Here is a 23,021-nt window from a genome sequence, read left to right as displayed (position 1 = left end):
AGGATCGTGTACGTCGTCTTCCGCGTGATCTTTTGGCCGCTTCGTATGAAGGGCCTGTGTCGATTCTGCCTCACTGGAGGAGTCCCCGCGCCGGTTCAGCCCCGCAGGTCCACCAGCAGCGGCGGCGCGTGCTCGCCCTCCACGGTCGTCAGGGACAGCACCGCGTGCCCGGGCGGCACCTCGTGCGCCAGCCGGGAGGCCGACCACCGCTCCCGTTCGACCTGGCGCACGGTCACCGCGTCCGTGGTCACGGCCTTGCCGGTGACCAGCTTGCGCAGGGCGTGGATCGCGCGGGTCATCGGCTGGTCCGCGAAGACGGTGTGCTTCGCGACCTCCGTCGTCTCCACCCACTCGGTGCCCCAGGTCTGCGCGAACCGGCTGCCGTCCCACGTGGTGATGCCGGAGAACGCCATCCGGCAGCCGACCGCCCCGTACAGCGGCCCGTGCAGCGACTCGGGGACGTCACCGATGGTCCGCAGGGCGAGCACCACGCCCGCGTTCTGCGAGCGCAGCCGCTGGACGCGGCGCACCGACTCCGCGGTGACCGTCCCCGTCGCGTCGTCCAGGACCAGACAGGCGAAGTGCGTGCGCCGGCCCTCCCGTACGACCGCGTGGAACTGGGCGAGGACGAGCCGGGTGATCAGCCGGCCCGCCTCCTCGTGACCGCGCTCGGGCAGGTCGACGCGTACCCGCAGGGGGTGGTGGGCGACGGCCCGCAGCGAGAACGCCCGGTGCGCGCCGCCCGGTCGGCCGCCCCCGTCGAAGAAACCGGCGAAGACCGGCCGGTTCAGCAGCGCGAGCCGGTCGGCGAGCGCGCGGCCCGGATCACCGGGCGTGCCCGTCTGACGGAGCCGCGCGTCGAGCTCACGGCGCATGACCTCGTCCCCGGCCACGGCCTCCCGCAGCGCGGACAGCGCCGCGGGCTCGCCCTCGAGGAGTTCGCGCAGCTCGGGCAGGGCCGGGAACCGTCCGTGCACGGCCCGGTAGGGGCCGAGCAGCTGGGCGAGCGCGGTGGCCGCGCTCTGCCCGTTCACGGTGTCGAGGTCGCCCACCAGCGCCTCGGCGAGGACGGCGGCGGCCTCGTCGGGGTCCTCGGACTCCGCGTACGGGTCCAGGTCGTGGACGGACGACGGGTCCCCGATCCGCACGATCACGTCGAACGCGGAGTCGGAGCCGAGCGGGCTGCCCGGGGCGGAGACCGCGACGAGCGCGCAGCCGCCGGTGAGCGCCTGGAGGGCCAGCGCCTCGGTCAGCGGTTCGACGAGCGTCCGTGTCTTGCCCGAGCCGGACGGCCCGACCGCCAGCAGCGAGGTGCCCAGCACGTCCGGGCCGAGCGCGGCGCCCGCGTCGCGGTAGGGGAGAGGGGCGCGCTCGGCGGCCACCCAGCGCCCGATGCGCACCTGGCCCGCCAGCAGGTCGTGGCGTGCGCCGCGCCGGGACAGGTCGCGGTCGCCGGAGGGGTGCGCCCAGGCGGCGCCCGCCTCCCGCAGCACCGTCTCCCGGAAGTCCGGGAGTCCGGCCGACCACGCGCGCGTGACGCGCGCGCAGTCCACGTCGTTCATCCGCCCGGCCGCCACCTCGGCGGTCAGTACGTCCGCCGCCTCGTACTGCCCCGCGTCCCGCAGCTCCGGCCACTGCGCGCGCGGCCGTTCCCCGCTCGCCGGCCCGGGACGGTCGGGCGCCGCGCGCCGGGCGGCGAGCCGCTCCCTCAGGTACGGCCACCAGCCGCCGAGCAGCGCGAACGGCCACACCACCAACAGCGTGATCACCGCGTAGAGCGAGTCGGTGAACGCGGGGGAGGCGAACAGCTCGTAGCTGCCGGAGATCAGCACGACGAGCGAGAACAGCGGGGCGACGACCGGCAGGGCGTCCCAGCCGACCCCCGGGAACGCGCTCGGGAAGACGAAGCTCAGCGCGGCCAGGGCGCACAGCAGGGCGAGCAGGGCCCGCGCGGGCTGTGGCCGGCGGCCGACGAAGTGGCGCGCGGCGTCGAGCCAGCCGCCCAGCCGGCCCATGGCGTAGAGCAGGACGGCGAAGAAGACCCCGTCGTAGACCACCCGGGCCTCGGCGCCCTGCGTGGTCCTCGGGGAGGCGGTCGTGCCGCCCCACCACCAGTCGTCCGGCGTGAACAGCCGCAGCGGCGCGAACTGGTACGGAAGGCCGCCGCGCCGCCACAGCGACCACAGCACCAGCGCGGCCACCAGCGGGATCAGCATGCCGACGAGCGTGACGGGCGCGAGCCGCTCCGCCGCCCGCCCGGCCTTCGGCGGCCGGTACCCGAACCGCCAGATGCCCGGCTCGGCGGCCGGACGCGCCTCGTTCAGCCAGGCGGCCACGGCGGAGGAGGGCGGCGGCGCGGCCTGCTCGGACGCCTCGGACGCGCCCGGCGCTCGGGCCGGCCGCGGCGGCACCGCGGGGGGCGCCGGCGGTACGGCGGGGCGCGGTGGCGGCCCCGCCGGGCGCGGCACAGGATCCGCGTGCGTGCCCCGCGCGTCCTGCGTCCCGTCGCTGTCCATCGCCGTTGCCCCCTGACCAGCCGTTCCGTCCGTCGTCGCCGAGTCAATCTAACGCCCTCGCAAGGGGAGTTCACCGCTTACGCGGCCGGGCCCGTGCCGGGGACCGGCCGGCCGGCTATGTCCACGGCGGACAACCGGCGCCGCCGACAACGCCCACATGGAGCATGCCCACCCCTCGCTCCCCGTCCTAGCCTGCGAGAAAGGAAGCAATGCGTCCGAAAACGCACCCCCCGGAACACCCGGACCGCGAACATCCCGGACCGCCCGGAACGCAAGACCATCAGGGAGCCCCCCATGACCGCACTTCCGCAGGAGCGCCGCGTCGTCACCGCCATCCCCGGCCCGAAGTCGCAGGAGTTGCAGGCCCGCCGCGTTGCCGCGGTCGCGCAGGGCGTGGGTTCCGTGCTGCCGGTGTTCACCGCGCGCGCGGGCGGCGGCATCATCGAGGACGTCGACGGCAACCGTCTCATCGACTTCGGCTCCGGCATCGCGGTGACCAGCGTCGGCGCCTCCGCCGAGGCCGTCGTACGCCGGGCCTCCGCTCAGCTCGCCGACTTCACCCACACCTGTTTCATGGTCACCCCCTACGAGGGCTACGTGGAGGTCGCCGAGGCCCTCGCCGAGCTCACCCCGGGTGACCACGCCAAGAAGTCCGCGCTGTTCAACAGCGGCGCCGAGGCCGTCGAGAACGCCGTCAAGATCGCCCGCGCGTACACCAGGCGCCAGGCGGTCGTCGTCTTCGACCACGGCTACCACGGCCGGACCAACCTGACGATGGCGCTGACGGCCAAGAACATGCCGTACAAGCACGGCTTCGGCCCGTTCGCGCCCGAGGTCTACCGCGTGCCGGTCGCCTACGGCTACCGCTGGCCGACCGGTCCGGAGAACGCCGGCCCCGAGGCCGCCGCGCAGGCCATCGACCAGATCACCAAGCAGGTCGGCCCGGACAACGTCGCCGCGATCATCATCGAGCCGGTGCTCGGCGAGGGCGGCTTCATCGAGCCGGCCAAGGGCTTCCTGCCCGCGATCCGCCAGTTCGCCGCGGACAACGGCATCGTCTTCGTCGCCGACGAGATCCAGTCCGGCTTCTGCCGTACCGGCCAGTGGTTCGCCTGCGAGGACGAGGGCATCGTCCCGGACCTGATCACCACCGCCAAGGGCATCGCGGGCGGCCTGCCGCTCGCCGCCGTCACCGGCCGCGCCGAGATCATGGACGCCGCGCACGCGGGCGGCCTCGGCGGCACCTACGGCGGCAACCCGGTCGCCTGCGCCGGTGCGCTCGGCTCCATCGAGACGATGAAGGAGCTCGACCTCAACGCCAGGGCGAAGAACATCGAGGCCGTCATGAAGGCCCGGCTGGGCGCCATGGCCGAGAAGTTCGACATCATCGGCGACGTGCGCGGCCGCGGCGCGATGATCGCCATCGAGCTGGTCAAGGACCGTACGACCAAGGAGCCGAACCCGGAGGCGACCGCCGCCCTGGCCAAGGCCTGCCACCAGGAGGGCCTGCTGGTCCTGACCTGCGGCACCTACGGCAACGTGCTGCGCTTCCTGCCGCCGCTGGTCATCGGGGACGACCTGCTCAACGAGGGTCTCGACATCATCGAGCAGGCCTTCGCCCGCATCTGAGACGGGCCCCGGACGTCCGGTCCGGAAGCCACGGAATTCCGGGCCGGGCAGAGCGTGTGAAGAAGGTGTGCGAGGTGGATGGCGGGACGGGGATCCGTCTGTCGTCCCGTCGACCACTGCCGTAGGTTCTCACCAGATGAGAGATACACCCCGCCCACAGGGGACTGTGGGCGAACCCGGGCCGGGGCCTCCCCAGCTTCGACCTGGTCGTGCCTCGCGCACACAAACCGGAGCCTCCGGCTTCGGATCTCCTCACCGATCGGACGGTCGCCCGCCCCAAACCCCCCGGGGCGCGCGGCACATTCCGATCCGGACGGCCACCCCGGAACCACCCCCCCTGTTCCGGGGTGGCCGACCTCCTTCCGACGTGCGGACCACGGAACGCAGACCCCGGACTCGCTCCGGGGTCTCTTTTTCGAGCGGGATGCGATACGGTACGTCTCGTCTCGTGATGACGTTGTTCTCCGTCACCGTTCGCCGTCCGCAGGAGGAACCGATGCACCAGTACGTCGACGCCGCACCCGGCATCCGCCTCTGGGCGCAGGAGCGCGGCCCCGCCGACGCGCCCCCGCTCCTGCTGATCATGGGCGCCCAGGCCTGCGCACTCGGCTGGCCGGACGAGTTCGTGGACCTGCTCGCCGTCCACCACCGCGTCATCCGCTACGACCACCGCGACACCGGCCGCTCCACCTGGGCCTACGACGAGCGGCCCTACCCGGTCACCGCGCTCGCCGAGGACGCCGTCGCCGTCCTGGACGCCTTCGGCGCCGACCGGGCCCACGTCGTCGGCATGTCCCTCGGCGGGATGCTCACCCAGCTGCTGCTGGCCGACCATCCCGGCCGGCTGCTCGGCGCCACCCTGATCGGCACCCAGGCGCTGAGCTCCGTCCCGTACCGACGCCCCGACGGGAGCGCCGTCCCCGTCGGGGAACTGCCCGGCATCGACCCCCGCCTGCTGGAGCTGTGGGCCCGCCCGGTGCCGGACGACCCGGACCCGGAGGCCGAGCTGGACCGGAGGGTCGAGCACTGGCGGCTGCTCGGAGGGGAGCAACTGCCCTTCGACGCCGCGTACACCAGGCAACTGGAACGCCGGATCATCGCGCACACCGGGCACCACCGCACATCCACCGCACACGCCCGCGCCGACTCCTCCGGCATGGACCGCACCGAGCGGCTCGCCCGCACCGAGGTGCCCACCCTGGTCGTCTCCGCACCGGCCGAGCCGGTCTTCCCTCCGCCCCACCCGCAGCACCTGGCCCAGGCGATCCGGGGCGCACGGCTCGTGGAGATCCCCGGCATGGGGCACGCCCTGCCCCGAGCCGTGCACGCACCGCTGGCCGCGGCGATCCTGGAGCACACCGGCGCCCTGCCCTCCCTCGCGGCCGCACCCCGCCGCACCTGACAAGCTGGAGTCCATGTCGACCCGCCCCCACCAGCGGACCGAGGACGCGCCCGCGCCGCCGGACGCCGGCACCCCGGCTCCCCACACCCTTCTCCTCATCCTCCTGCTGGTCCTGCCCGCCCTCCTCTTCGCGCTGCTCACCTGGCAGGTCGCCGCCGACGGCCCGCTCCTGCGGCTGGACGCACGCCTGAGCCGGGCCCTCGTCCACCCCGACCGGCCCTCCGAGCTGCTGTCCGACCTGGGGAACGTGCAGGTGGCGGTGCCGGCCCTGGCGCTGGTGGCCGGATACGTGGCCTGGCGGGGGAGCGCGGTGGGCCGGGGGCGCTGGTGGCTGCCGCCCGTCGCGGCCTTCCTCCTGATGACGCTGGTCCCGCTGATCGTCGTACCGCTGAAGGAGTGGACGGACCGGCCCGGGACGCACGTCGTGCCGCCGGCCACCGGCTACTACCCGTCCGGTCACACGGCGACCGCGGCCGTCGCCTACGGATCCGCGGTGATGGTCCTGCTGCCCTGGCTGGTCACGGCGGCCGCCCGGCGCGCGGCGGTCGCCGGGGCGGTCGTCCTCGTCCTGGCCGTCTCCTTCGGGCTGGTCCGGCGCGGGTACCACTGGCCGCTGGACGTGGTGGCCAGCTGGTGCCTGTGCGCGGTGCTGCTGGGCGCCCTGTGGCTCCTGCTCCGGCGGGCGAGGCGGTAGCCCGACCGCGCCAAAGCGGCGCACGCCCGCGCTCCACCACTACGACTCGGACAAGCGACCCTCCGCCTCCCCGCCCCTACCGTGGACCAGGAAAAGCCAGCACACCCCCAAAGCGGAAGGGCCGGGACCCGACATGACTTCCCTCCACGCCTTCTGGCTCGCCGGCCGCCAGGCCACCGGCGAGGACAGCTTCGACGTCAGCTCCCCGTGGGACGGCCGTCTCGTCGGCAAGGTCAGCGTGCCCACGGACGCGCAGGTCGAGGAGGCCGTGGCCGCCGCGTACGCCGTGCGGGAGGAGTTCGCCGCCACCCCGGCCCACGTACGCGCCGCCGCCCTCGACCACGTCAGCAGGCGGCTCGTCGAGCGCACCGAGGAGATCGCGCGGCTGATCTCCGCCGAGAACGGCAAGCCGATCAAGTGGGCGCGCGGTGAGGTCGGACGCGCCGTCTCCGTGTTCCGGTTCGCCGCCGAGGAGGCCCGGCGGTTCAACGGCGGCGAGGCCCAGCGCCTCGACACCGACCTCGGCGGTCAGGGGCGCCTCGCCCTCACCCGGCGTTTCCCCAAGGGCGTCGTGCTCGGCATCGCGCCGTTCAACTTCCCGCTGAACCTGTGCGCCCACAAGGTCGCCCCGGCGATCGCGGCCGGCGCGCCCATCATCCTCAAGCCGGCGCCCGCCACCCCGCTCTCCGCCCTGGTCATCGGCGAGCTGCTCGCCGAGACCGAGCTGCCCGCCGGCTCCTGGAGCGTCCTGCCGGTCTCCAACGACCGCATGCCCGCCCTCGTCCAGGACGAGCGGCTGCCGGTCATCTCCTTCACCGGCTCCGAGAAGGTCGGCTACGCGATCATGGACTCGGTGCCGCGCAAGCACTGCACCCTGGAGCTGGGCGGCAACGGCGCGGCCGTCGTCCTCGGCGACTGGGCGAGCGACGCCGACCTCGACTGGGCGGCCACCCGCATCGCCACCTTCTCCAACTACCAGGGCGGCCAGTCCTGCATCTCGGTGCAGCGGGTGATCGCCGACGCGTCCGTGTACGACCGGCTGCTGCCGCGCGTCGTCGCCGCCGTCGAGGCCCAGGTCACCGGTGACCCCTCGGACGACACCACCGACGTCGGCCCGCTGGTCAGCGAGGACGCGGCCAAGCGCGTCGAGACCTGGGTGGACGAGGCCGTCGCCGCCGGCGCCTCCCTCCTCACCGGCGGCAAGCGCGACGGCGCCTCCTACGCGCCGACCGTCCTCGCCGACGTGCCTGCCGACGTGACGATCTCCTGCGAGGAGGTCTTCGGGCCGGTCCTCACCGTGCGCAGGGTGGACGGCGAGGCCGAGGCCTTCGCCGCCGTCAACGACTCCAAGTACGGCCTCCAGGCGGGCGTGTTCACCCACGACCTCCAGGTCGCCTTCCGCGCCCACCGGGCGCTGGAGGTCGGCGGTGTCGTCATCGGCGACGTGCCCTCCTACCGCGCCGACCAGATGCCCTACGGCGGCGCCAAGCAGTCCGGGGTGGGCCGTGAGGGCGTCAGGTTCGCCATGGACGACTACACGTACGAGCGGGTGCTGGTCCTCACCGGGCTCGCCCTCTGACCGGATTCCCGGCCGACCCCTAGCTAATGGGAACCATTTTCAGGTACTGTCGCTCCTGACGCGAGTTCGCCGTCCCTGAAGGGGCCCGGCACCGATGCCTTCCGGTGCCGGGCCCCTTCTCCGCGTCGGCCTGGTCCGGCCCCTCAACCGGAGAAGCCGACGAGCGCGAGCCGCAGGGGGCCGCGCAGCCTGAGCCGCAGGTCGTGCACACCGCCCGCGGCGAACGGGGCGTCGAGCGTGGTGTAGTCGTACGGTCCCGGCGTGGGCGCGTCGAGCGTCAGCACCGCCAGGGCCGGGCCGCCGGCCAGGCAGACCTCCACCGTGCCCTCGCCGGCCACCTCCACGGTCACCCCGGTGGTGCCGGCCCCGAAGTCGCAGGCCCGGTAGAGCAGTTCGCCCGTGCCGCCCGCCACCGGCGTCACCGCGTCCCCCGACACCTTGGTCCGGTCCACGATCTCGGTGCCGCTCTGCTCGTCGAAGTCGACGGCGGCCAGAGCCCGGCGCACCACGGGACGCGGGGCGGCCGCGTCGCCGTCGAGCGTCACCGTCGTGCGCAGCCGGACGTCCTCGCTGGACGCGCCGACCAGCAGGTCGTACGGGCCCGGCTCGCGGCGCCAGTCCCCCCGGGCCACGTCCCAGAACGCGAAGGCGGACAGCGGGACCTCGAAGGACAGCTCCCGCCTCTCGCCCGGGGCGAGCGTGACCCGGCGGTGCGCCAGCAGCTCGCGGCGCGGCCGGGTGACCGACGGGTCCACCGCGCGCGTGTAGAGCTGGGCGACCTCGTCGGCGGTCGTCTCCCCGGTGTTGGTGACCGTGAAGGAGACGCGCGCCGAGCCGTCCCCCACGCCCACCACCAGGTCGGCGTAGGCGAACGAGGTGTAGGACAGGCCGTGCCCGAACGGGAACAGCGGGGTGCCCTCGAAGTACAGGTACGTCTGGCGGGCGCCGATCACGTCGTAGTCGAGCAGGTCGGGCAGGTCCGCGTCGTCGGCGTACCAGGTCTGCGGCAGCCGGCCCGCGGGGGAGACGTCACCGGCGAGGACGCGCGCCAGGGCGGTCCCCGCGGCCTGCCCGCCGTGCGCGGTCCACAGCACCGCGGACAGGTGGCCCGGCTCGATCGCGTACGGGTACGCCGACACCAGCGCCAGCACCGTGCGCGGGTTCGCGGCGCGGGCCGCCTCCAGGAGCCGCTCCTGCTGGGCCGGCAGCCGCAGGGTCGTACGGTCCTCGGTCTCGCGGCCGTTGATGTGCGGGTCGTTGCCCGCCACCACCACGACCACGTCCGCCCCGGCCGCGGCCCGGGCCACCGCCTCCTCGCCGCGCTCCGCCACGACCAGCTCGAAGACCTCGGGATCCTCCTCGGCAACCCGCACGCCGTCAGCGGCGACACAGACGTGGCGACCCGTTCCCAGGTGCTTCAGGAGGTGACCGTTCCCATGGGGTTCGAGGCGGAACGTCTCCTGGACGACCCAGCCGCCGGGCTGGTCGGCCGCGGCGCGTATGCGGCCGTCCTCGGCGACCGAGAGGTAGCGGCCGTCGGGGGCGCGCAGGGTGAGGACGCCCTCGCCCCAGTCCACCAGGGCGAGTTCGGTGCCGGTGGCGTCGGTGGTGAGCGGCGGCAGGTCGGTGCGGCCGGCGAGCAGCGCCGGGTCCAGAGCGCCCTCGGCGCCGCGCACCTCGTCGGCGGCCTCCGGGGCGGGCGGAACCCTCAGGAACGTTCCCGCGGAGGTTTTCAGCAGGACGCGGTCCACGCCCTCCGCGAAATCCACCCGCTCGGCGCCGAACCGCTCGTACAGGCCCTCCAGAGGCGTGGAGCGGTGGAGCAGGGTGCCGCTGTACCAGTCGAGCTTGCACTCGTCGGCCAGCAGGCCGACCACGGCGACGCGGGTGCCTGCGGCCAGCGGCAGCACGCCGTCGTTGCGCAGCAGGACCACGGCCTGCTCGGCGGCCTCCCGCGCGAGGGCGCGGTGGGCCGGGGTGTCGAACTCGCCGGTGCCCGCGTGCGGGTCGTAGTGCGGGTCGAACTCGCCGAGGCGGAAGCGGACCGAGAGCTGACGGCGGACCGCCGTGTCGAGGTCGGCCTCGGTCAGCAGGCCCCGCTCCAGGGCGCCCCGGACCCGTGCGGTGATCTTCGAGCCGTCCGTGCCGTGGTCGGTGAAACTGTCCACGCCGGCGACCAGCGAGGCCGCCGTCGCCTCCTCGTGGGTGTCGAAGTAGTGCTCCGAGTCGACCAGGTTGGAGGGGGCGCCGGCGTCCGAGCAGACCAGCAGTTCCTCGTCCGTCCAGGTGCGCAGTTGCTCGCGCAGGTACGGGGAGACGTGGTTGGGGCGGCCGTTGACCAGGTTGTACGCGGGCATCACGCCGGCCACCGCGCCCGCCTCGACCGTCTCGCGGAAGGCGCGCAGGTCGTACTCGTGCAGCACGCGCGGGCGGACCGAGGAGGACGTGACGTCACGGCCGGTCTCGTTGTTGTGGGCCAGCCAGTGCTTGAGGACCGGGGCGGTGCGCCAGTAGGTCGGGTGGTCCCCGCGCAGGCCCTGGGTGTAGGCGGTGGCGATGGCCGAGGTCAGCTTCGGGTCCTCGGAGTAGCCCTCCTCGTTGCGGCCCCACAGGGGGTGGCGCAGCAGGTTGACCGTGGGGGACCAGACGTTGAGGCCGACGCGCTCGTCGCGGGCGCGCATCGCCCGGACCTCCTTGGACACCGCCTCGCCGACCCGGCGCACCAGCTCCGGGTTCCAGGTCGCGCCCAGCCCCACGGCCTGCGGGAACACCGTCGCCGGACCCATCCACGCCACGCCGTGCAGCGCTTCCTGGCCGGTACGGAACGCGGCGATGCCGAGCCGCTCCACGGCGGGTGCGAACTGGTGCAGGAAGGAGACCTTCTCCTCCACGGTCAGCCGCGACAGCAGGTCGTCGATGCGCTTCGCGAACGGCAGCTGCGGATCGCGGAAAGGCGGCGTGGGCGGCGTCTGTGCGGTCACGTGGTGATCCCTTTGCGATGGAGCGGGGGAGCTCTTTCGAAGCGCTTCGATGCTCATTCGATACCGGGGTGGGTGTCAAGACGTCCCTCGGCAACAACTCCGACTTCCGGGCGTCATTTCAAGCAGCATATGAGCGTGGACGAAACCTGGATACCTCGGAGGAATCTTGGGAGCGAACCCTTGTGCACCCCCATGCCTTCACTTAACCTCACAGCAACATCGAAGCGCTTCGACGATCCTTGGACAGTCCGGAGTGGCAGCCGCCAGGCACGCAATCCTCCGACGAGCGAGGACCGGGAACCGCTTCAGCTCAGCCAGTTCCACTCGAGACACCGCAGCCGACGGCCACCGCCGGGTGTCCTGGTGCGCCATGAAGGGTTGACGCAATGACGCCGAACGCCGCTTCCGCCTCCTCCGGGCCCAGCCGGAGAAGCTTCCTCGCCTCCACGGCGGTCGCCACCGCAGCGGTGGCGGGAGGGATGCCGTTGCTGGCCGCCTGCGGCGGCACCGACAGCGGCTCGCGCGACGGCACCACGTCGGGCAAGGACGCGAAGAAGATCCTTCCGGCCTACGTCGCCAGCAACGTGGTGACGCCGGACATCCCGTCCAAGAACGGCTCGTCGATCGGCTTCACCAGCAAGCTGGACCTCGCCGGTCTGAAGACGTCGGTCCCGAAGAAGCTCGGCAAGGGCGGCAAGGTCACCATCATGTCGCCGTTCTGGGGCTCGCCGCCCGCGGCCGGCAACGCCTACTACACGGCGATGAACGACCTGATCGGCGTCGACGTCCGGTGGCAGAACCAGGACGGCAACACCTACGACCAGAAGCTCGGCGCGGTCCTCGCCTCCAGCGACGTCCCGGACGTGGTGGTGATCCCGGGCTGGAACATGGGCGGCAAGATACCCAGCGCCATCATCGGCAAGTTCGCCGACCTCGGCCCCTACCTGTCCGGTGACGCGGTCAAGGAGTACCCGAACCTCGCGGCGATCCCGACGGAGGCGTGGCAGCGGTCCCTCTTCGGCGGCGCGCTGCGCGGACTGCCGATGCCGGCCTCGTACGTCCAGAACATCGTGCCCTGCTACCGCCAGGACGTCTTCGACAAGGAGGGCTACGAAGTCCCCACGTCCGCGGACGAGTTCCTGGCCCTGTGCAAGGAGATCACCAACGCCAAGGCCAAGCGGTGGGCCTGCGGCGACATGAAGTGGACCGCCTTCAACTCCTTCGGCGTGCTGTCGGGCGGGGAGAAGCCGCTCGGCTGGAACCTGGTCGACGGCAAGCTGATCTACCGCATCGAGACCGAGGAGTTCCTCGAGGCGCTGGAGTGGACCCGCAAGCTGTTCGCCGCCGGGGTCGTCCACCCGGACTTCGAACTGGGCAAGAGCCAGGCCACCGACCCGGCCCCCAAGTTCGCCGCCGGCGAGTTCCTGATCTGGAACAACGACATCTCCAACTGGTACGGCCAGACCGCCTCCCAGGCCACCCAGAACCCCGACTTCAAGATCTGGGGCATGGACATCTTCGGCCACGACGGCGGCGACCCGACCCTGTGGGCCGCGCAGCCCGCCAGCATCTTCGCCTTCATCAGCAAGAAGGCGTCCGAGTCCGTGATCCGCGACGCGCTGGCCGTCGCCAACGTGACCGCGGCGCCGTACGGCACCAAGGAGTACATGCTCACCAACTACGGCGTGGAGGGCACCCACTACACCCTCAAGGACGGCGTGCCCGTCAAGAACGACAAGGGCAACAACGAGGTCCTCAACGCCTACGTGATGGTCGCGAGCCCCGCCTCGACCCTCGCCCACCCGGACTTCCCGGACGTGGCCAGGGGCCAGGTCGAGTGGCAGCAGCGGATGGGCGCCTTCACCAAGAAGTCGAGCTTCTGGGGCATGCAGATCACCGAGCCCACGCGCTTCACCAACCTCTCCAACGACATGGAGCAGCTCGAGGACGACATCGTCCGCGGCCGCAAGAAGATCAGCGACATGCAGCAGTTCGTCTCCGACTGGAAGAGCAAGGGCGGAGACAAGCTGCGCGACTGGTACCAGAAGATCCTCGACGAGAACGGCAGCGCGGCCGGCTGACCCGGGGCTGAGGCAAGGAGAAGGCCGTGTCCCACAGTACGGTGCCTCGCAGCGCAGCCGAGGCGAAGACGAAGACCACGAGCAGGACCCCGGTGGCGTCCGGCGACGCCACCGGCCCCGGGGGCGAGCGGGGCACGGGCAGGCCGAGCCTGCGGTCCAGGTTCAGACGCGACCGCGTCATGCTCCTGATGACACTGCCGGCCCTCCTGCTGGTCCTGCTGTTCAACTACGTACCGATCCTCGGCAACGTCGTCGCCTTCCAGGAGTACGACCCCTACATCAGCGACAACGGCGTCGTCTCGATCCTGAACAGCCCCTTCGTGGGCCTGGAGAACTTCCAGCGGATCTTCCAGGACTCGGCCTTCTGGAACGCGGTCCAGAACACACTGGTGCTGTTCTTCCTGCAGCTCGTGCTGTACTTCCCGATCCCGGTCCTGCTCGCGCTGCTCATCAACAGTGTGGTCAGGCCCCGGGTCCGGGCGGTCGCGCAGGCCGTCCTGTACCTGCCGCACTTCTTCTCCTGGGTGCTGGTCATCGCCGTCTTCCAGCAGCTCTTCGGCGGCGCCGGCGTCCTCTCCCAGCTGTTGCGGGAGAACGGCTACAACGGCATCAACATCATGACCAACCCGGACACCTTCCCGCTGCTGATCACCGCGCAGAGCGTGTGGAAGGACGCCGGGTGGGGGATCATCGTCTTCCTCGCCGCCCTGGCCTCGGTCAGCCCGGACCTGTACGAGGCCGCCGCGATGGACGGCGCCGGACGCTGGCGCCGCATGTGGCACGTCACCCTGCCCGCGCTGCGGCCGGTGATCGCCCTGCTGCTGGTGCTGCGCGTCGGGGACGCCCTGACCGTCGGATTCGAGCAGATCCTGCTGCAACGTGACGCCGTCGGGCCGGGTGCCGGTGAAGTCCTCGACACCTTCGTGTGGTGGAACGGCGTGCGCAACCAGGACTTCGGCTACGCGGCCGCCGCCGGCCTGATCAAGGGCGTCGTCAGCCTCGGGCTGGTCCTCGCCGCCAACAAGGTGGCCCATCTCATGGGCGAGCAGGGGGTGTACAAGAAGTGACCGCCGTCATCGACAAGCCGGTGCGGGAGCCCCGTCGGTGGGCGGCACCGCCCCGGCCGAGCTGGGAGGAAGAGCCTTCCAGGGCGGGCCTCGCGGGCAAGGGTCTCGCCCTGTCGCTGGCCGTCCTGGCGATCCTGTTCCCGCTGTGGATCGTCGTGGTCACCAGCCTCTCCTCGCGCAAGACCATCGACGAGGCCGGCGGGCTGGTGATGGTGCCCAAGGGCATCACCTTCATCGCCTACCGGGAGCTGCTGAGCGGCGGCCAGGTCACCCGGGCCACGATCATCAGCGTCCTCGTCACCCTGATCGGCACGGCGTTCTCCATGACCGTGTCCGTGCTGTGTGCGTACGGGCTGTCCCGCACGGGGTCGCTCGGGCACCGCTGGATCCTCATGACGCTGCTGGCGACCATGTTCTTCAGCGCCGGCCTCATCCCGACGTACCTGCTGGTGCAGACCCTGGGTCTGACGGACACCTATCTCGCGCTGATCCTGCCCAGCGCGGTGAGCGTGTTCAACATCCTGGTGCTGCGGGGGTTCTTCATGGGGATCTCGCAGGAGCTCATCGACAGCGCGCGGATCGACGGTGCCGGCGACCTGCGGATCCTGTGGCAGATCGTCATGCCGCTGTCGCGTGCGGTGATCGCGGTGATCACCCTGTTCTACGCCGTCGGCTACTGGAGCGCCTGGTTCAACGCGTCCCTGTACCTCAACGACCAGGACATGATGCCGTTGCAGAACGTCATGATCCAGCTCGTGCAGAAGCAGGAGGCGCCGGTGGGCCTGGGCCAGGCCATCAAGACCGGCCAACTGTCCGGCCTGGCCGTGCAGATGGCGGTCATGGTGATGGCCCTGCTGCCGGTGGCGGTGCTGTCGCCGTTCGTCCAGAAGCACTTCAAGAAGGGGATGCTGACGGGCGCGGTGAAGGGTTAGCGGTTGCGCCGCAGGCGCGGGGGCTGAGGCTCGTCCGGCGACTGCGGGCCGCCCGTGGCCGGTCGCGCAGTTCCCCGCGCCCTGGAGTCACCTCGCCCAGCCGCCCAGCCGCCCAGCCGCCCAGCCGCCCAGCCGCCCGGGGCAGCACGGGTGGCACAGGCGGCACCCCGTCAGCGCCGGCCGCGCGACCCACCCCCCACCAGCCCACGGCACCCGGCACACCCAGGTCCACGACTCCGACCCCCTGCGAGGTACCCCATGCACGCCTCCCCCCTCAGCCGTCGCACCGTACTCGCCGGCACGGCCGCCGCCGCGGCTCTCACCAGCGTCCCCGCGCTCCAGGCGACCGCCCGAGCCGCCGGCACGGCCGCCGCGGCCGCCGCCCCCGTCACCTACCGCTGGCGCAACGCCGTCATCGGCGGCACCGGATTCATCACCGGCGTCCTCTTCCACCCCGCCGTCAAGGGCCTCGCCTACGCCCGCACCGACATCGGCGGCGCCTACAGATGGGACGACCGCACGGCCCGCTGGACCCCGCTCACCGATCACCTCGGCTGGGACGACTGGAACCTGCTCGGCGTCGAGGCCCTCGCCGTCGACCCGGCGCACCCGAACCGCCTCTACCTCGCCCTCGGCACCTACGCGCAGTCCTGGGCCGGCAACGGCGCCGTCCTGCGCTCCGAGGACCGCGGCGCCACCTGGACCCGCACCGACCTCACCGTGAAGCTCGGCGCCAACGAGGACGGCCGGGGCACGGGCGAGCGGCTCCTGGTCGACCCGCGGGACAGCGACACCCTGTGGCTGGGCACCCGGCACGACGGTCTGTGGAAATCGACGGACCGCGGGGCCACCTGGGCAGCCGTCGGCGGCTTCCCGGGCACCCCCGGCGCGAACGGCCAGGGCGTCACCCTCCTCGTCGCCGCCGGGCGCACCCTCTACGCCGGCTGGGGCGACGGCGACGGCACGCCGGGGACGAAGAACCTGTACCGGACCGGCGACGGCACCACCTGGGAAGCGGTCCCCGGCCAGCCCTCCGGCACCGCCGCCAAGGTCCCGGTCCGCGCCGCCTACGACCGGGGCACCGGCCACCTGTACGTGACGTACGCCAACGCCCCCGGGCCCAACGGCCAGTCCGACGGCAGCGTGCACAAGCTGTGCACCCTCGACGGCACGTGGACGGAGGTCACGCCCGTGAAGCCGGGCGGTACCGCCGCCGACGGCTCGGCCGACACCTTCGGCTACGGCGGCGTGGCCGTCGACGCCCGCCGCCCCGGCACCGTCGTCGTCTCCACCAACAACCGCTGGGCCGCCATCGACACCCTGTACCGGTCCACCGACGGCGGCCGCACCTGGACGTCCCTCAAGGACACCGCCGTCCTCGACGTGTCGGAGACCCCCTACCTCAAGTGGGGTGAGGCCCAGCCGAAGTTCGGCTGGTGGATCCAGGCCCTCGCGCTCGACCCGTACGACTCCCGGCACGTCGTCTACGGCACCGGCGCGACCCTCTACGGCACCCGGGACCTCAAGCACTGGGCCCCGCAGATCCGCGGCCTGGAGGAGGCGTCCATACGCCAGCTGATCTCGCCCCCGACCGGCGAGGCGCACCTGCTCAGCGGTTCCGGGGACATCGGCGTGATGTACCACGAGCGGCTCACGGCATCGCCGTCGCGCGGCATGGCGTCGAACCCGGTGTTCGGCACGGCGACGGGGCTCGCGCAGGCGGCGGTCAAGCCGTCGTACGTCGTCCGGACCGGCTGGGGCGACAAGGGCAACGGCGCCTACTCGAACGACGGGGGCCGCACCTGGGCGCCCTTCGAGGCCCAGCCCGCCCTCGCCAAGGACGCACCGGGCCCGATCGCCACCAACGCCGACGGCAGCGCGCTGCTGTGGACCTTCGTGCACTGGGACGGCACCAAGTACCCGGCCCACCGCTCGGCGGACAACGGCGTCACCTGGGCCGAGGTCTCCTCCTTCCCGAAGGGCGCCACACCGGTCGCCGACCCGGCCGACCCGACGCGTTTCTACGCCTACGACACCGACACGGGAACGCTGTACGCCAGCACGGACAGCGGCCGCTCCTTCACCGCGCGGGCGACCGGACTGCCCTCCGGTGACAGCCAGTTCGAGCTGGTTGCGGCGCCGGGACGCTCGGGCGACCTGTGGCTGAGCGTGAAGTGGAACGGGCTGTACCGGTCCACCGACGGCGGCGCGACCTTCACCAAGGCCAGCAGTTGCTGGGCCTCGTACACCCTCGGCTTCGGCAAGGCGGCCGACGGCGCCGGCTACCCGGCGGTCTACATGGTCGGCTCCACCGAGACGATCACCGCCGTGTACCGCTCCGACGACGAGGCGAAGACCTGGGTGCGGATCAACGACGACCAGCACCAGTGGGGCTGGACCGGCGAGACGATCACCGGCGACCCGCGCGTGTACGGCCGTGTGTACATCGCCACCAACGGGCGCGGCATCCAGTACGGGGACCCCGTCTGATGCCCGGCCTCAGCGACGTGACCCGGGGCCGCATCCTCTTCGGCGGCGACTACAACCCCGAGCAGTGGCCCGAGGAGACCTGGCACGAGGACGTCCGCCTCATGCGGGACGCCGGCGTCAACTCCGTCACCCTCGGCGTCTTCTCCTGGTCCAGGCTCGAACCCCGCCCGGGGGCCCGGGAGTTCGGCTGGCTGGACCGGCTGATGGACCTGATGCACGACAACGGCATCGGCGTCGTCCTCGCCACCCCCACCTCCTCCCCGCCCCCGTGGCTGGGCCGGCTCCACCCGGACACCCTGCCCCGCACCGAGGACGGCCGCACCGAGTGGTGGGGCGGCCGCCAGCACTTCTCGCACTCCAGCGCCACCTACCGCCGGCACGCCGCCGCCATCACCGAGGACCTGGCCGCCCGCTACGCCGGCCACCCCGCCCTCACGATGTGGCACATCAACAACGAGTACTGCACCTACGACCACGGCGACGAGGCCGCCGCCGCCTTCCGCCGCTGGCTGCGCGGGAAGTACGGCACCCTCGACGCCCTCAACACCGCCTGGGGCACCGCCTTCTGGAGCCAGGACTACGACAGCTGGGACGGCGTCCTGCCCCCGCGCACCCCGCACTACCTGAAGAACCCCACCCAGGTGCTGGACTTCCGGCGCTTCACCTCCGACATGCTCCTGGAGTGCTACGCCGCCGAGCGCGACATCGTCACCCGGCACACCCCGCACCTCCCGGTCACCACCAACTTCATGCCGCTGTTCCTCGGCCAGGACGCCTGGCGCTGGGCCGAGGAGGAGGACGTCGTCTCCGTCGACCTCTACCCCGACCCCCGCGATCCGCTCGGCCCGCAGCACGCCGCCCTGATCCAGGACCTGACCCGTTCGCAGGCCCGCGGCCCCTGGATGCTGATGGAACAGGCGGCCGGTCCGGTCAACTGGCGCGGGGTGAACCACCCCAAGCCGCGCGGCCTCAACCGCCTCTGGTCCCTCCAGGCCGTCGCCCGCGGCGCCGACGCCGTCTGCTACTTCCAGTGGCGCCAGTCCCGCCAGGGAGCGGAGAAGTTCCACTCCGGGATGGTCAGCCACGCGGGGGAGCGGGGCCGCACCTACCAGGAGGTCAGGCGGCTGGGCGCCGACCTGGCCCGCATCGGCGGCGAGGTGACGGACGGCCGCATCCACGCGGACGTCGCCGTCCTGCACGACTGGCACGCCTGGTGGGCGAGCGCCCAGGACGGCCGCCCGTCCACCCACGTCGACCATCCGGCCGTCCTGCACGCCTGGCACCGCGCCCTGTGGGAGTCCCACCTCACCACCGACTTCGCCCACCCCGAGCACGACCTCTCCGGCTACCGGATGGTCGTCGTCCCGCAGCTCTACCTCCTCACCGACGCGGCGATCGACAACCTCCTCGCCCACGTCCGCGGCGGCGGCACCCTGGTCAGCGGCTTCCTGACCGGTGTCGCCGACGAGGACGACCGGGTCCGCGCGGGCGGCATGGACGCCCGGCTGCGCGAGCTGTTCGGCATCCGCACCCTGCACGAGTGGTGGCCGCTGGAGCCGGGGGAGACCGTCGACTGCGACGGCTTCCGCGGCACGCTGTGGTCGGAGGAACTGGAAGCCGCCGACGGCTCGGTGGAGACCGTCTACAAGGGCGGCGAACTCGACGGTCTGCCCGCCGTCCTGCGCCGCGACCGCGCCTGGTACGTGTCGACGCTCCCCGAGCCCGACGCGCTGCGCGCCCTCCTCGCCCGTGTCGCCGCCGACGCCGGCGCACGGCCCGTCCTCGACGGCCTCCCGCGGGAGGTCGAGGCCGTACGCCGGGGCGAGCTGCTGTTCCTCCTCCACCACGGGCGCGAGTCGGTGACCGTCCAGGTGCCGGGCACCCACCGCGACCTGCTGACCGGCGCGACCTTCACGGACGAGGTCACCCTCGGCCGCTACGGAGTGGTGGTGTTGCGACCATGACACCCCCATCGCGCGGCCCCGGCACCGGCCCCCGCCCCCGTTCCCACCCCGCTTCCCACCCCGGCCCGGTCCACGGAACCTGGGAGCCGCGCCCCGCCGCCCGCTGGGAGGACGGCTTCCTCAGCGGCAACGGCCACCACGGCGCCCTCGTGTTCGGAGATCCGGACGACGACCGGGTCGTCGTCACGCACCACACCCTCGTCCGCCCGAACGGCGCCGAACACGCCGGACCCCCGGAGCTCGCCGCGGAACTCCCCGCCCTCCAGGACCGGCTGCTCGCCGGCGACCTCACGGCCGCCGAGGGCTTCACGGACGGACGGCCGTTGCAGTGGGTGCGGCCCTTCCACCCCGCCTTCCAGACCCGCCTGCGCCGCCCCTGCGCCGACCGGCCCCGCTACCGCCGCGGCGTCGACTTCGCCACCGGTGAGACCACCGCCGGCTGCGCCGGCTGGACCAGCCGCGTCTTCGTCTCCCGCGCGGACGACGTCATCGTCCAGTACGTCACCGGCACCGGCCTCACCCTCGACCTCTCCCTGGACCACCGGCTCCCGGGCGCACCGGCCGGCCTGGGCGTCGGCCACGGCACGCTCCGCACCCCGGAGGGCGCCGCCCTCAGCCTCCGCGCCCGCTACCCGGACAGCGACCGCGCGTACACCGGCGTCACCGTCCTCGCGGTCACCGGCGGCCGCGTGTCCCTCGCCGCGCCCGGCGTCCGCATCGAGGACGCCGACTCCGTCCTGCTCCTCACCCGCGTCCGCCGGCACACCGGCGAACTCGACGTCGCCGAGGAGACCCGCGCCCTGCGCGCCCTGCTGGCCAAGTGGTCGTACGAGGACCTCCTGGACCGCCACACCGCGCTGCACCGCACCGCCTACGAACGGGTCACCCTCGACCTCGCCGCCGACGCCGGCGAACGCGCCCTGCCGGGCTCCGAGCTGCTCGAGCGGCCGGGCAGCACGGCCCTCCTGGAGCGGCTGTTCGCGGCCGGCCGCTACCACCTGCTCTGCGCGAGCGGCCTGTTCCCGCCCCGCCTCACCGGCCTGTGGACCGGCGACTGGGACACGGCCTGGGCCGGCGCCTTCACCACCGACGCCAACATCAACCTCCAGACGGCGTCGGCGGCAGCCGCCGCCCTGCCCGAAGTCCTCTCGGCGCTCGCCTCCCTGATCTACCGCCAGCTTCCGGACTGGCGGGAGAACGCCCGCGCGATCTTCGGCGCCCGGGGCGTCGTCGCCCCGCCCCACACCGACGGCGAATCGGGTCTGACGTACCACTTCAGTCGCGAATACCCCCTCCACCTGTGGACCGCCGGCGCCGACTGGCTGCTCAAACCGCTCGTCGACCACGACGAGACCCGCGGCGAACACGATCCGCGCACCGCCGCCGCGCTCGCCGAAGCAGCCCGGTTCTACGAGGACTTCCTCACCCGCACCGACGACGAAGGACAGCTCGTCGTCGTCCCCTCCTACTCGCCGGAGAACCGGCCGGCCAACGCCAGCTGGGGTGCCCTCAACGCGGCCATGGACCTCTCGGCGGCCCGCCACGCGCTCCTCACGGCCGCCGCGTACCACCCGGAACACGCCGAGCGCTGGCGCGCCCTCGCCGACCGGATCCCGCCGCACCGGATCAACGCCGACGGCGCCCTCGCCGAATGGGCCTGGCCCGGCCTCGACGACACCTACGACCACCGCCACCTCAGCCACCTCTACGCCGTCTGGCCCCTCGACGAGATCAACCCCTACGACACCCCGCGCCTCGCGGCCGCCGCCCACCGCGCCCTGGAACTGCGCGGCGCCGAGAACGACTCCGCGCACGGCCACCTCCACCACGCGCTCGTCGCGGCCCGCCTGCGCGACGGCCACCGGGTCGCCCACGCCCTCGCCCGGGTCCTGGAGGGCGACTTCTTCCACGCCTCCCTGATGAGCGCCCACTACCCCCACCGCGACGTCTACAACGCGGACGCCGCCCACACCCTGCCCGCCGTCCTCATCGAGATGCTCGTCCAGTCGACCCCCGACCGGCTGGTCCTGCTGCCCGCGCTCACCCCCGCGCTCCCGGCGGGCGAACTCCGGGGCGTGCGCACCCGGTTCGGCGCCGACCTCGACCTCACCTGGGGGCCGGACGGCGCCCGAGCCGTCCTGAGGCCGCACCGCACCCACCGCATCGACGTCCGGACTTCCTCCGGCACCGAGCCGCTCGACCTCGTCGCCGGAGAAGACCACGTCCTCACCCTGGGGACGTGGTAACTCCCCGCACATCCCCCCACCCATGGAAGGGACACCATGGCAACACGCACCCTCGGCAGGGTCACCAAGGCCCTGCTCGCCCCCGCCCTCGCGCTCGGCGCCACCATCGGCCTGGCCGCAGCCCCCGCCCAGGCCGCCGTCTGGAACTCCTGCGACCAGTGGGGCAACACCAGCCTGAACGGCTACACCCTCTACAACAACATCTGGGGCTCCGGCGCCGGAAGCCAGTGCATCTGGGCCAACTCCGGCACCAACTGGGGCGTCTGGGCCAACCACCCCAACACCGGCGGCATCAAGTCCTACCCCAACTCCAAGAAGGTGATCAACAAGTCGATCACCTCGCTGGGCTCGCTCACCAGCAACTACAACGTCACCGTCCCGTCGTCCGGCGCGTACAACACGTCGTACGACATCTGGGACACCGACTACGACTACGAGATCATGCTCTGGGTGAACCACAACGGAGCGGTCGGCCCGCTGGGCACCTCGCAGGGGAGCGTGACCCTGGGCGGCCACACCTGGTCCGTCTACAAGGGCAACAACGGCGCCAACGAGGTCTTCTCGTTCCTGCGCACCTCCGACTCGAACTCCGGCACCGTCAACATCCTCCCGATCCTCAGGTGGATCAAGGACACCAAGGGCTGGTTCGGCAACGAGACGATCGGTGACGTCCAGTTCGGCTTCGAGATCACCTCGTCCTCCGGCGGACTGGACTTCCGGACCAACAACCTGACCGTCAGCAGAAGCTGACGGCGCGGGGGTGGGGTTCCATGGGAACCATGCGCATCCCCACCCCCCTCCGCGGCACACTGATCGCCGCCGCCGCGACGGCCGCCCTGCTCACCGCACCGGGCACCGCCGCGACGGCGGCCCCCTCGTCCTCCCCCTCGCCCCCCTACGCGTCCTCGCCCTCGTTCCCGTCCCTGCGCCCCGTCGTCGCCCTCTCCGCCGAACGCCTGGCCACCGCCGACCTGGTGGCCGCCGCGAAGTGGGGAACCGACACCCCCATCGACGACCCGGCCCGCGAGCGGCAGGTCCTCGACACGGTGGCCGCGCAGGCCGAGCGGGCCGGCGCCGACCCGGACGAGGTCCGGCGGATCTTCCGCGACCAGATCGAGGCCAACAAGGCCGTCCAGCGCGGCCTGTTCCGCCGCTGGACCACCCACCCGGACCAGGCCCCGACCACCAGGCCCGACCTGAGCGTCGTCCGAGAGACGATCAACCGCGTCACCACCGACCTGGTCGCCGCCCTGGCCGCCACCACGCCCGAGCGCACCGCCCCGGCCTGCCACCCGCGGCTGGCCGTCGCCACCCTCCAGGTCCGCCACGAGCAGCACCCGGACGCCCTGCACACCCGCGCCCTCGTCCGTTCCCTGGCCTCGGTCTGCCGCTGACACGGCCGCGCCCGCCCACACGACGGTGCGGCCGGTCCCTCCCCTA

14 protein-coding genes are annotated in these 23,021 nt (G+C 72.6%); 12 read left to right on the top strand and 2 right to left on the bottom strand.

The features are described 5' to 3' along the window. Positions 1–95 precede the first annotated feature (95 nt). On the bottom strand, positions 96–2,516 hold the full coding sequence (locus ACF1A1_RS22315) for an ATP/GTP-binding protein (protein ID WP_392002106.1): 2,421 nt from the start codon (positions 2,514–2,516) through the stop codon (positions 96–98). A gap of 294 nt (positions 2,517–2,810) precedes the next feature. Between ACF1A1_RS22315 and gabT the strand changes: the two genes are divergently transcribed. From gabT to ACF1A1_RS22295, 4 genes are all read left to right on the top strand, one after another. Then, entirely contained in the window at positions 2,811–4,145 is a 1,335-nt protein-coding gene (gene gabT / locus ACF1A1_RS22310) for a 4-aminobutyrate--2-oxoglutarate transaminase (RefSeq protein WP_392002104.1), read from the top strand. A 496-nt stretch (positions 4,146–4,641) separates the two neighbouring features. After that, positions 4,642–5,547, top strand: coding sequence for an alpha/beta fold hydrolase (locus tag ACF1A1_RS22305; RefSeq protein ID WP_392002414.1), 906 nt, complete (start codon positions 4,642–4,644; stop codon positions 5,545–5,547). 13 nt (positions 5,548–5,560) lie between these two features. Then, positions 5,561–6,241, top strand: a complete 681-nt coding sequence (locus tag ACF1A1_RS22300) for a phosphatase PAP2 family protein (RefSeq protein WP_392002102.1) — start codon at positions 5,561–5,563, stop codon at positions 6,239–6,241. A 133-nt stretch (positions 6,242–6,374) separates the two neighbouring features. Then, complete coding sequence (locus ACF1A1_RS22295) at positions 6,375–7,820, top strand: aldehyde dehydrogenase family protein (RefSeq protein ID WP_392002100.1); 1,446 nt, start codon at positions 6,375–6,377, stop codon at positions 7,818–7,820. A gap of 143 nt (positions 7,821–7,963) precedes the next feature. Here ACF1A1_RS22295 and ACF1A1_RS22290 read toward each other — a convergent pair whose 3' ends face one another. Next, positions 7,964–10,801 carry a glycoside hydrolase family 3 C-terminal domain-containing protein gene (locus tag ACF1A1_RS22290; RefSeq protein WP_392002098.1) on the bottom strand — a complete coding sequence of 946 codons (2,838 nt, stop codon included), beginning with the start codon at positions 10,799–10,801 and terminating at the stop codon, positions 7,964–7,966. 386 nt (positions 10,802–11,187) lie between these two features. On the opposite strand from ACF1A1_RS22290, the gene ACF1A1_RS22285 reads away from it, so the two are divergent. The 8 genes from ACF1A1_RS22285 to ACF1A1_RS22250 all read left to right on the top strand — a co-directional run bounded on the left by ACF1A1_RS22285 (position 11,188) and on the right by ACF1A1_RS22250 (position 22,975). Next, complete coding sequence (locus ACF1A1_RS22285) at positions 11,188–12,882, top strand: extracellular solute-binding protein (RefSeq protein ID WP_392002097.1); 1,695 nt, start codon at positions 11,188–11,190, stop codon at positions 12,880–12,882. A gap of 26 nt (positions 12,883–12,908) precedes the next feature. After that, positions 12,909–13,949 (top strand): ABC transporter permease, encoded by a 1,041-nt coding sequence (locus tag ACF1A1_RS22280; RefSeq protein ID WP_392002096.1) that lies wholly within the window; start codon positions 12,909–12,911, stop codon positions 13,947–13,949. Beyond that, complete coding sequence (locus ACF1A1_RS22275) at positions 13,946–14,881, top strand: carbohydrate ABC transporter permease (RefSeq protein ID WP_392002095.1); 936 nt, start codon at positions 13,946–13,948, stop codon at positions 14,879–14,881. The genes ACF1A1_RS22280 and ACF1A1_RS22275 overlap by 4 nt, the downstream gene beginning before the upstream one ends. Positions 14,882–15,139: 258 nt before the next feature. Further along, positions 15,140–17,371, top strand: a complete 2,232-nt coding sequence (locus tag ACF1A1_RS22270) for a WD40/YVTN/BNR-like repeat-containing protein (protein WP_392002093.1) — start codon at positions 15,140–15,142, stop codon at positions 17,369–17,371. After that, positions 17,371–19,335 (top strand): beta-galactosidase, encoded by a 1,965-nt coding sequence (locus tag ACF1A1_RS22265; protein ID WP_392002092.1) that lies wholly within the window; start codon positions 17,371–17,373, stop codon positions 19,333–19,335. The genes ACF1A1_RS22270 and ACF1A1_RS22265 overlap by 1 nt, the downstream gene beginning before the upstream one ends. Further along, positions 19,332–21,581, top strand: a complete 2,250-nt coding sequence (locus tag ACF1A1_RS22260) for a glycoside hydrolase N-terminal domain-containing protein (protein WP_392002091.1) — start codon at positions 19,332–19,334, stop codon at positions 21,579–21,581. The genes ACF1A1_RS22265 and ACF1A1_RS22260 overlap by 4 nt, the downstream gene beginning before the upstream one ends. A gap of 36 nt (positions 21,582–21,617) precedes the next feature. Continuing rightward, entirely contained in the window at positions 21,618–22,331 is a 714-nt protein-coding gene (locus tag ACF1A1_RS22255) for a hypothetical protein (RefSeq protein WP_392002090.1), read from the top strand. 29 nt (positions 22,332–22,360) lie between these two features. After that, positions 22,361–22,975, top strand: coding sequence for a chorismate mutase (locus ACF1A1_RS22250; RefSeq protein WP_392002088.1), 615 nt, complete (start codon positions 22,361–22,363; stop codon positions 22,973–22,975). Positions 22,976–23,021 lie beyond the last annotated feature (46 nt).

It is taken from the genome of Streptomyces sp. NPDC014995 (assembly GCF_043080745.1).
Taxonomy (GTDB): domain Bacteria; phylum Actinomycetota; class Actinomycetes; order Streptomycetales; family Streptomycetaceae; genus Streptomyces.
Note: the sequence above shows the minus strand (reverse complement) of the source record. Positions and strands in the feature narration are given on the sequence as shown.

Bases quoted from the DNA above. Each gene is read 5' to 3' on its own strand.
- ACF1A1_RS22285 (WP_392002097.1), top strand. From the start codon at position 11,188: ATGACGCCGAACGCCGCTTCCGCCTCCTCCGGGCCCAGCCGGAGAAGC.
- ACF1A1_RS22250 (WP_392002088.1), top strand. From the start codon at position 22,361: ATGCGCATCCCCACCCCCCTCCGCGGCACACTGATCGCCGCCGCCGCG.
- ACF1A1_RS22260 (WP_392002091.1), top strand. From the start codon at position 19,332: ATGACACCCCCATCGCGCGGCCCCGGCACCGGCCCCCGCCCCCGTTCC.
- ACF1A1_RS22300 (WP_392002102.1), top strand. From the start codon at position 5,561: ATGTCGACCCGCCCCCACCAGCGGACCGAGGACGCGCCCGCGCCGCCG.
- ACF1A1_RS22295 (WP_392002100.1), top strand. From the start codon at position 6,375: ATGACTTCCCTCCACGCCTTCTGGCTCGCCGGCCGCCAGGCCACCGGC.
- gabT (WP_392002104.1), top strand. From the start codon at position 2,811: ATGACCGCACTTCCGCAGGAGCGCCGCGTCGTCACCGCCATCCCCGGC.
- ACF1A1_RS22255 (WP_392002090.1), top strand. From the start codon at position 21,618: ATGGCAACACGCACCCTCGGCAGGGTCACCAAGGCCCTGCTCGCCCCC.
- ACF1A1_RS22265 (WP_392002092.1), top strand. From the start codon at position 17,371: ATGCCCGGCCTCAGCGACGTGACCCGGGGCCGCATCCTCTTCGGCGGC.
- ACF1A1_RS22315 (WP_392002106.1), bottom strand. From the start codon at position 2,516: ATGGACAGCGACGGGACGCAGGACGCGCGGGGCACGCACGCGGATCCT.
- ACF1A1_RS22270 (WP_392002093.1), top strand. From the start codon at position 15,140: ATGCACGCCTCCCCCCTCAGCCGTCGCACCGTACTCGCCGGCACGGCC.
- ACF1A1_RS22305 (WP_392002414.1), top strand. From the start codon at position 4,642: ATGCACCAGTACGTCGACGCCGCACCCGGCATCCGCCTCTGGGCGCAG.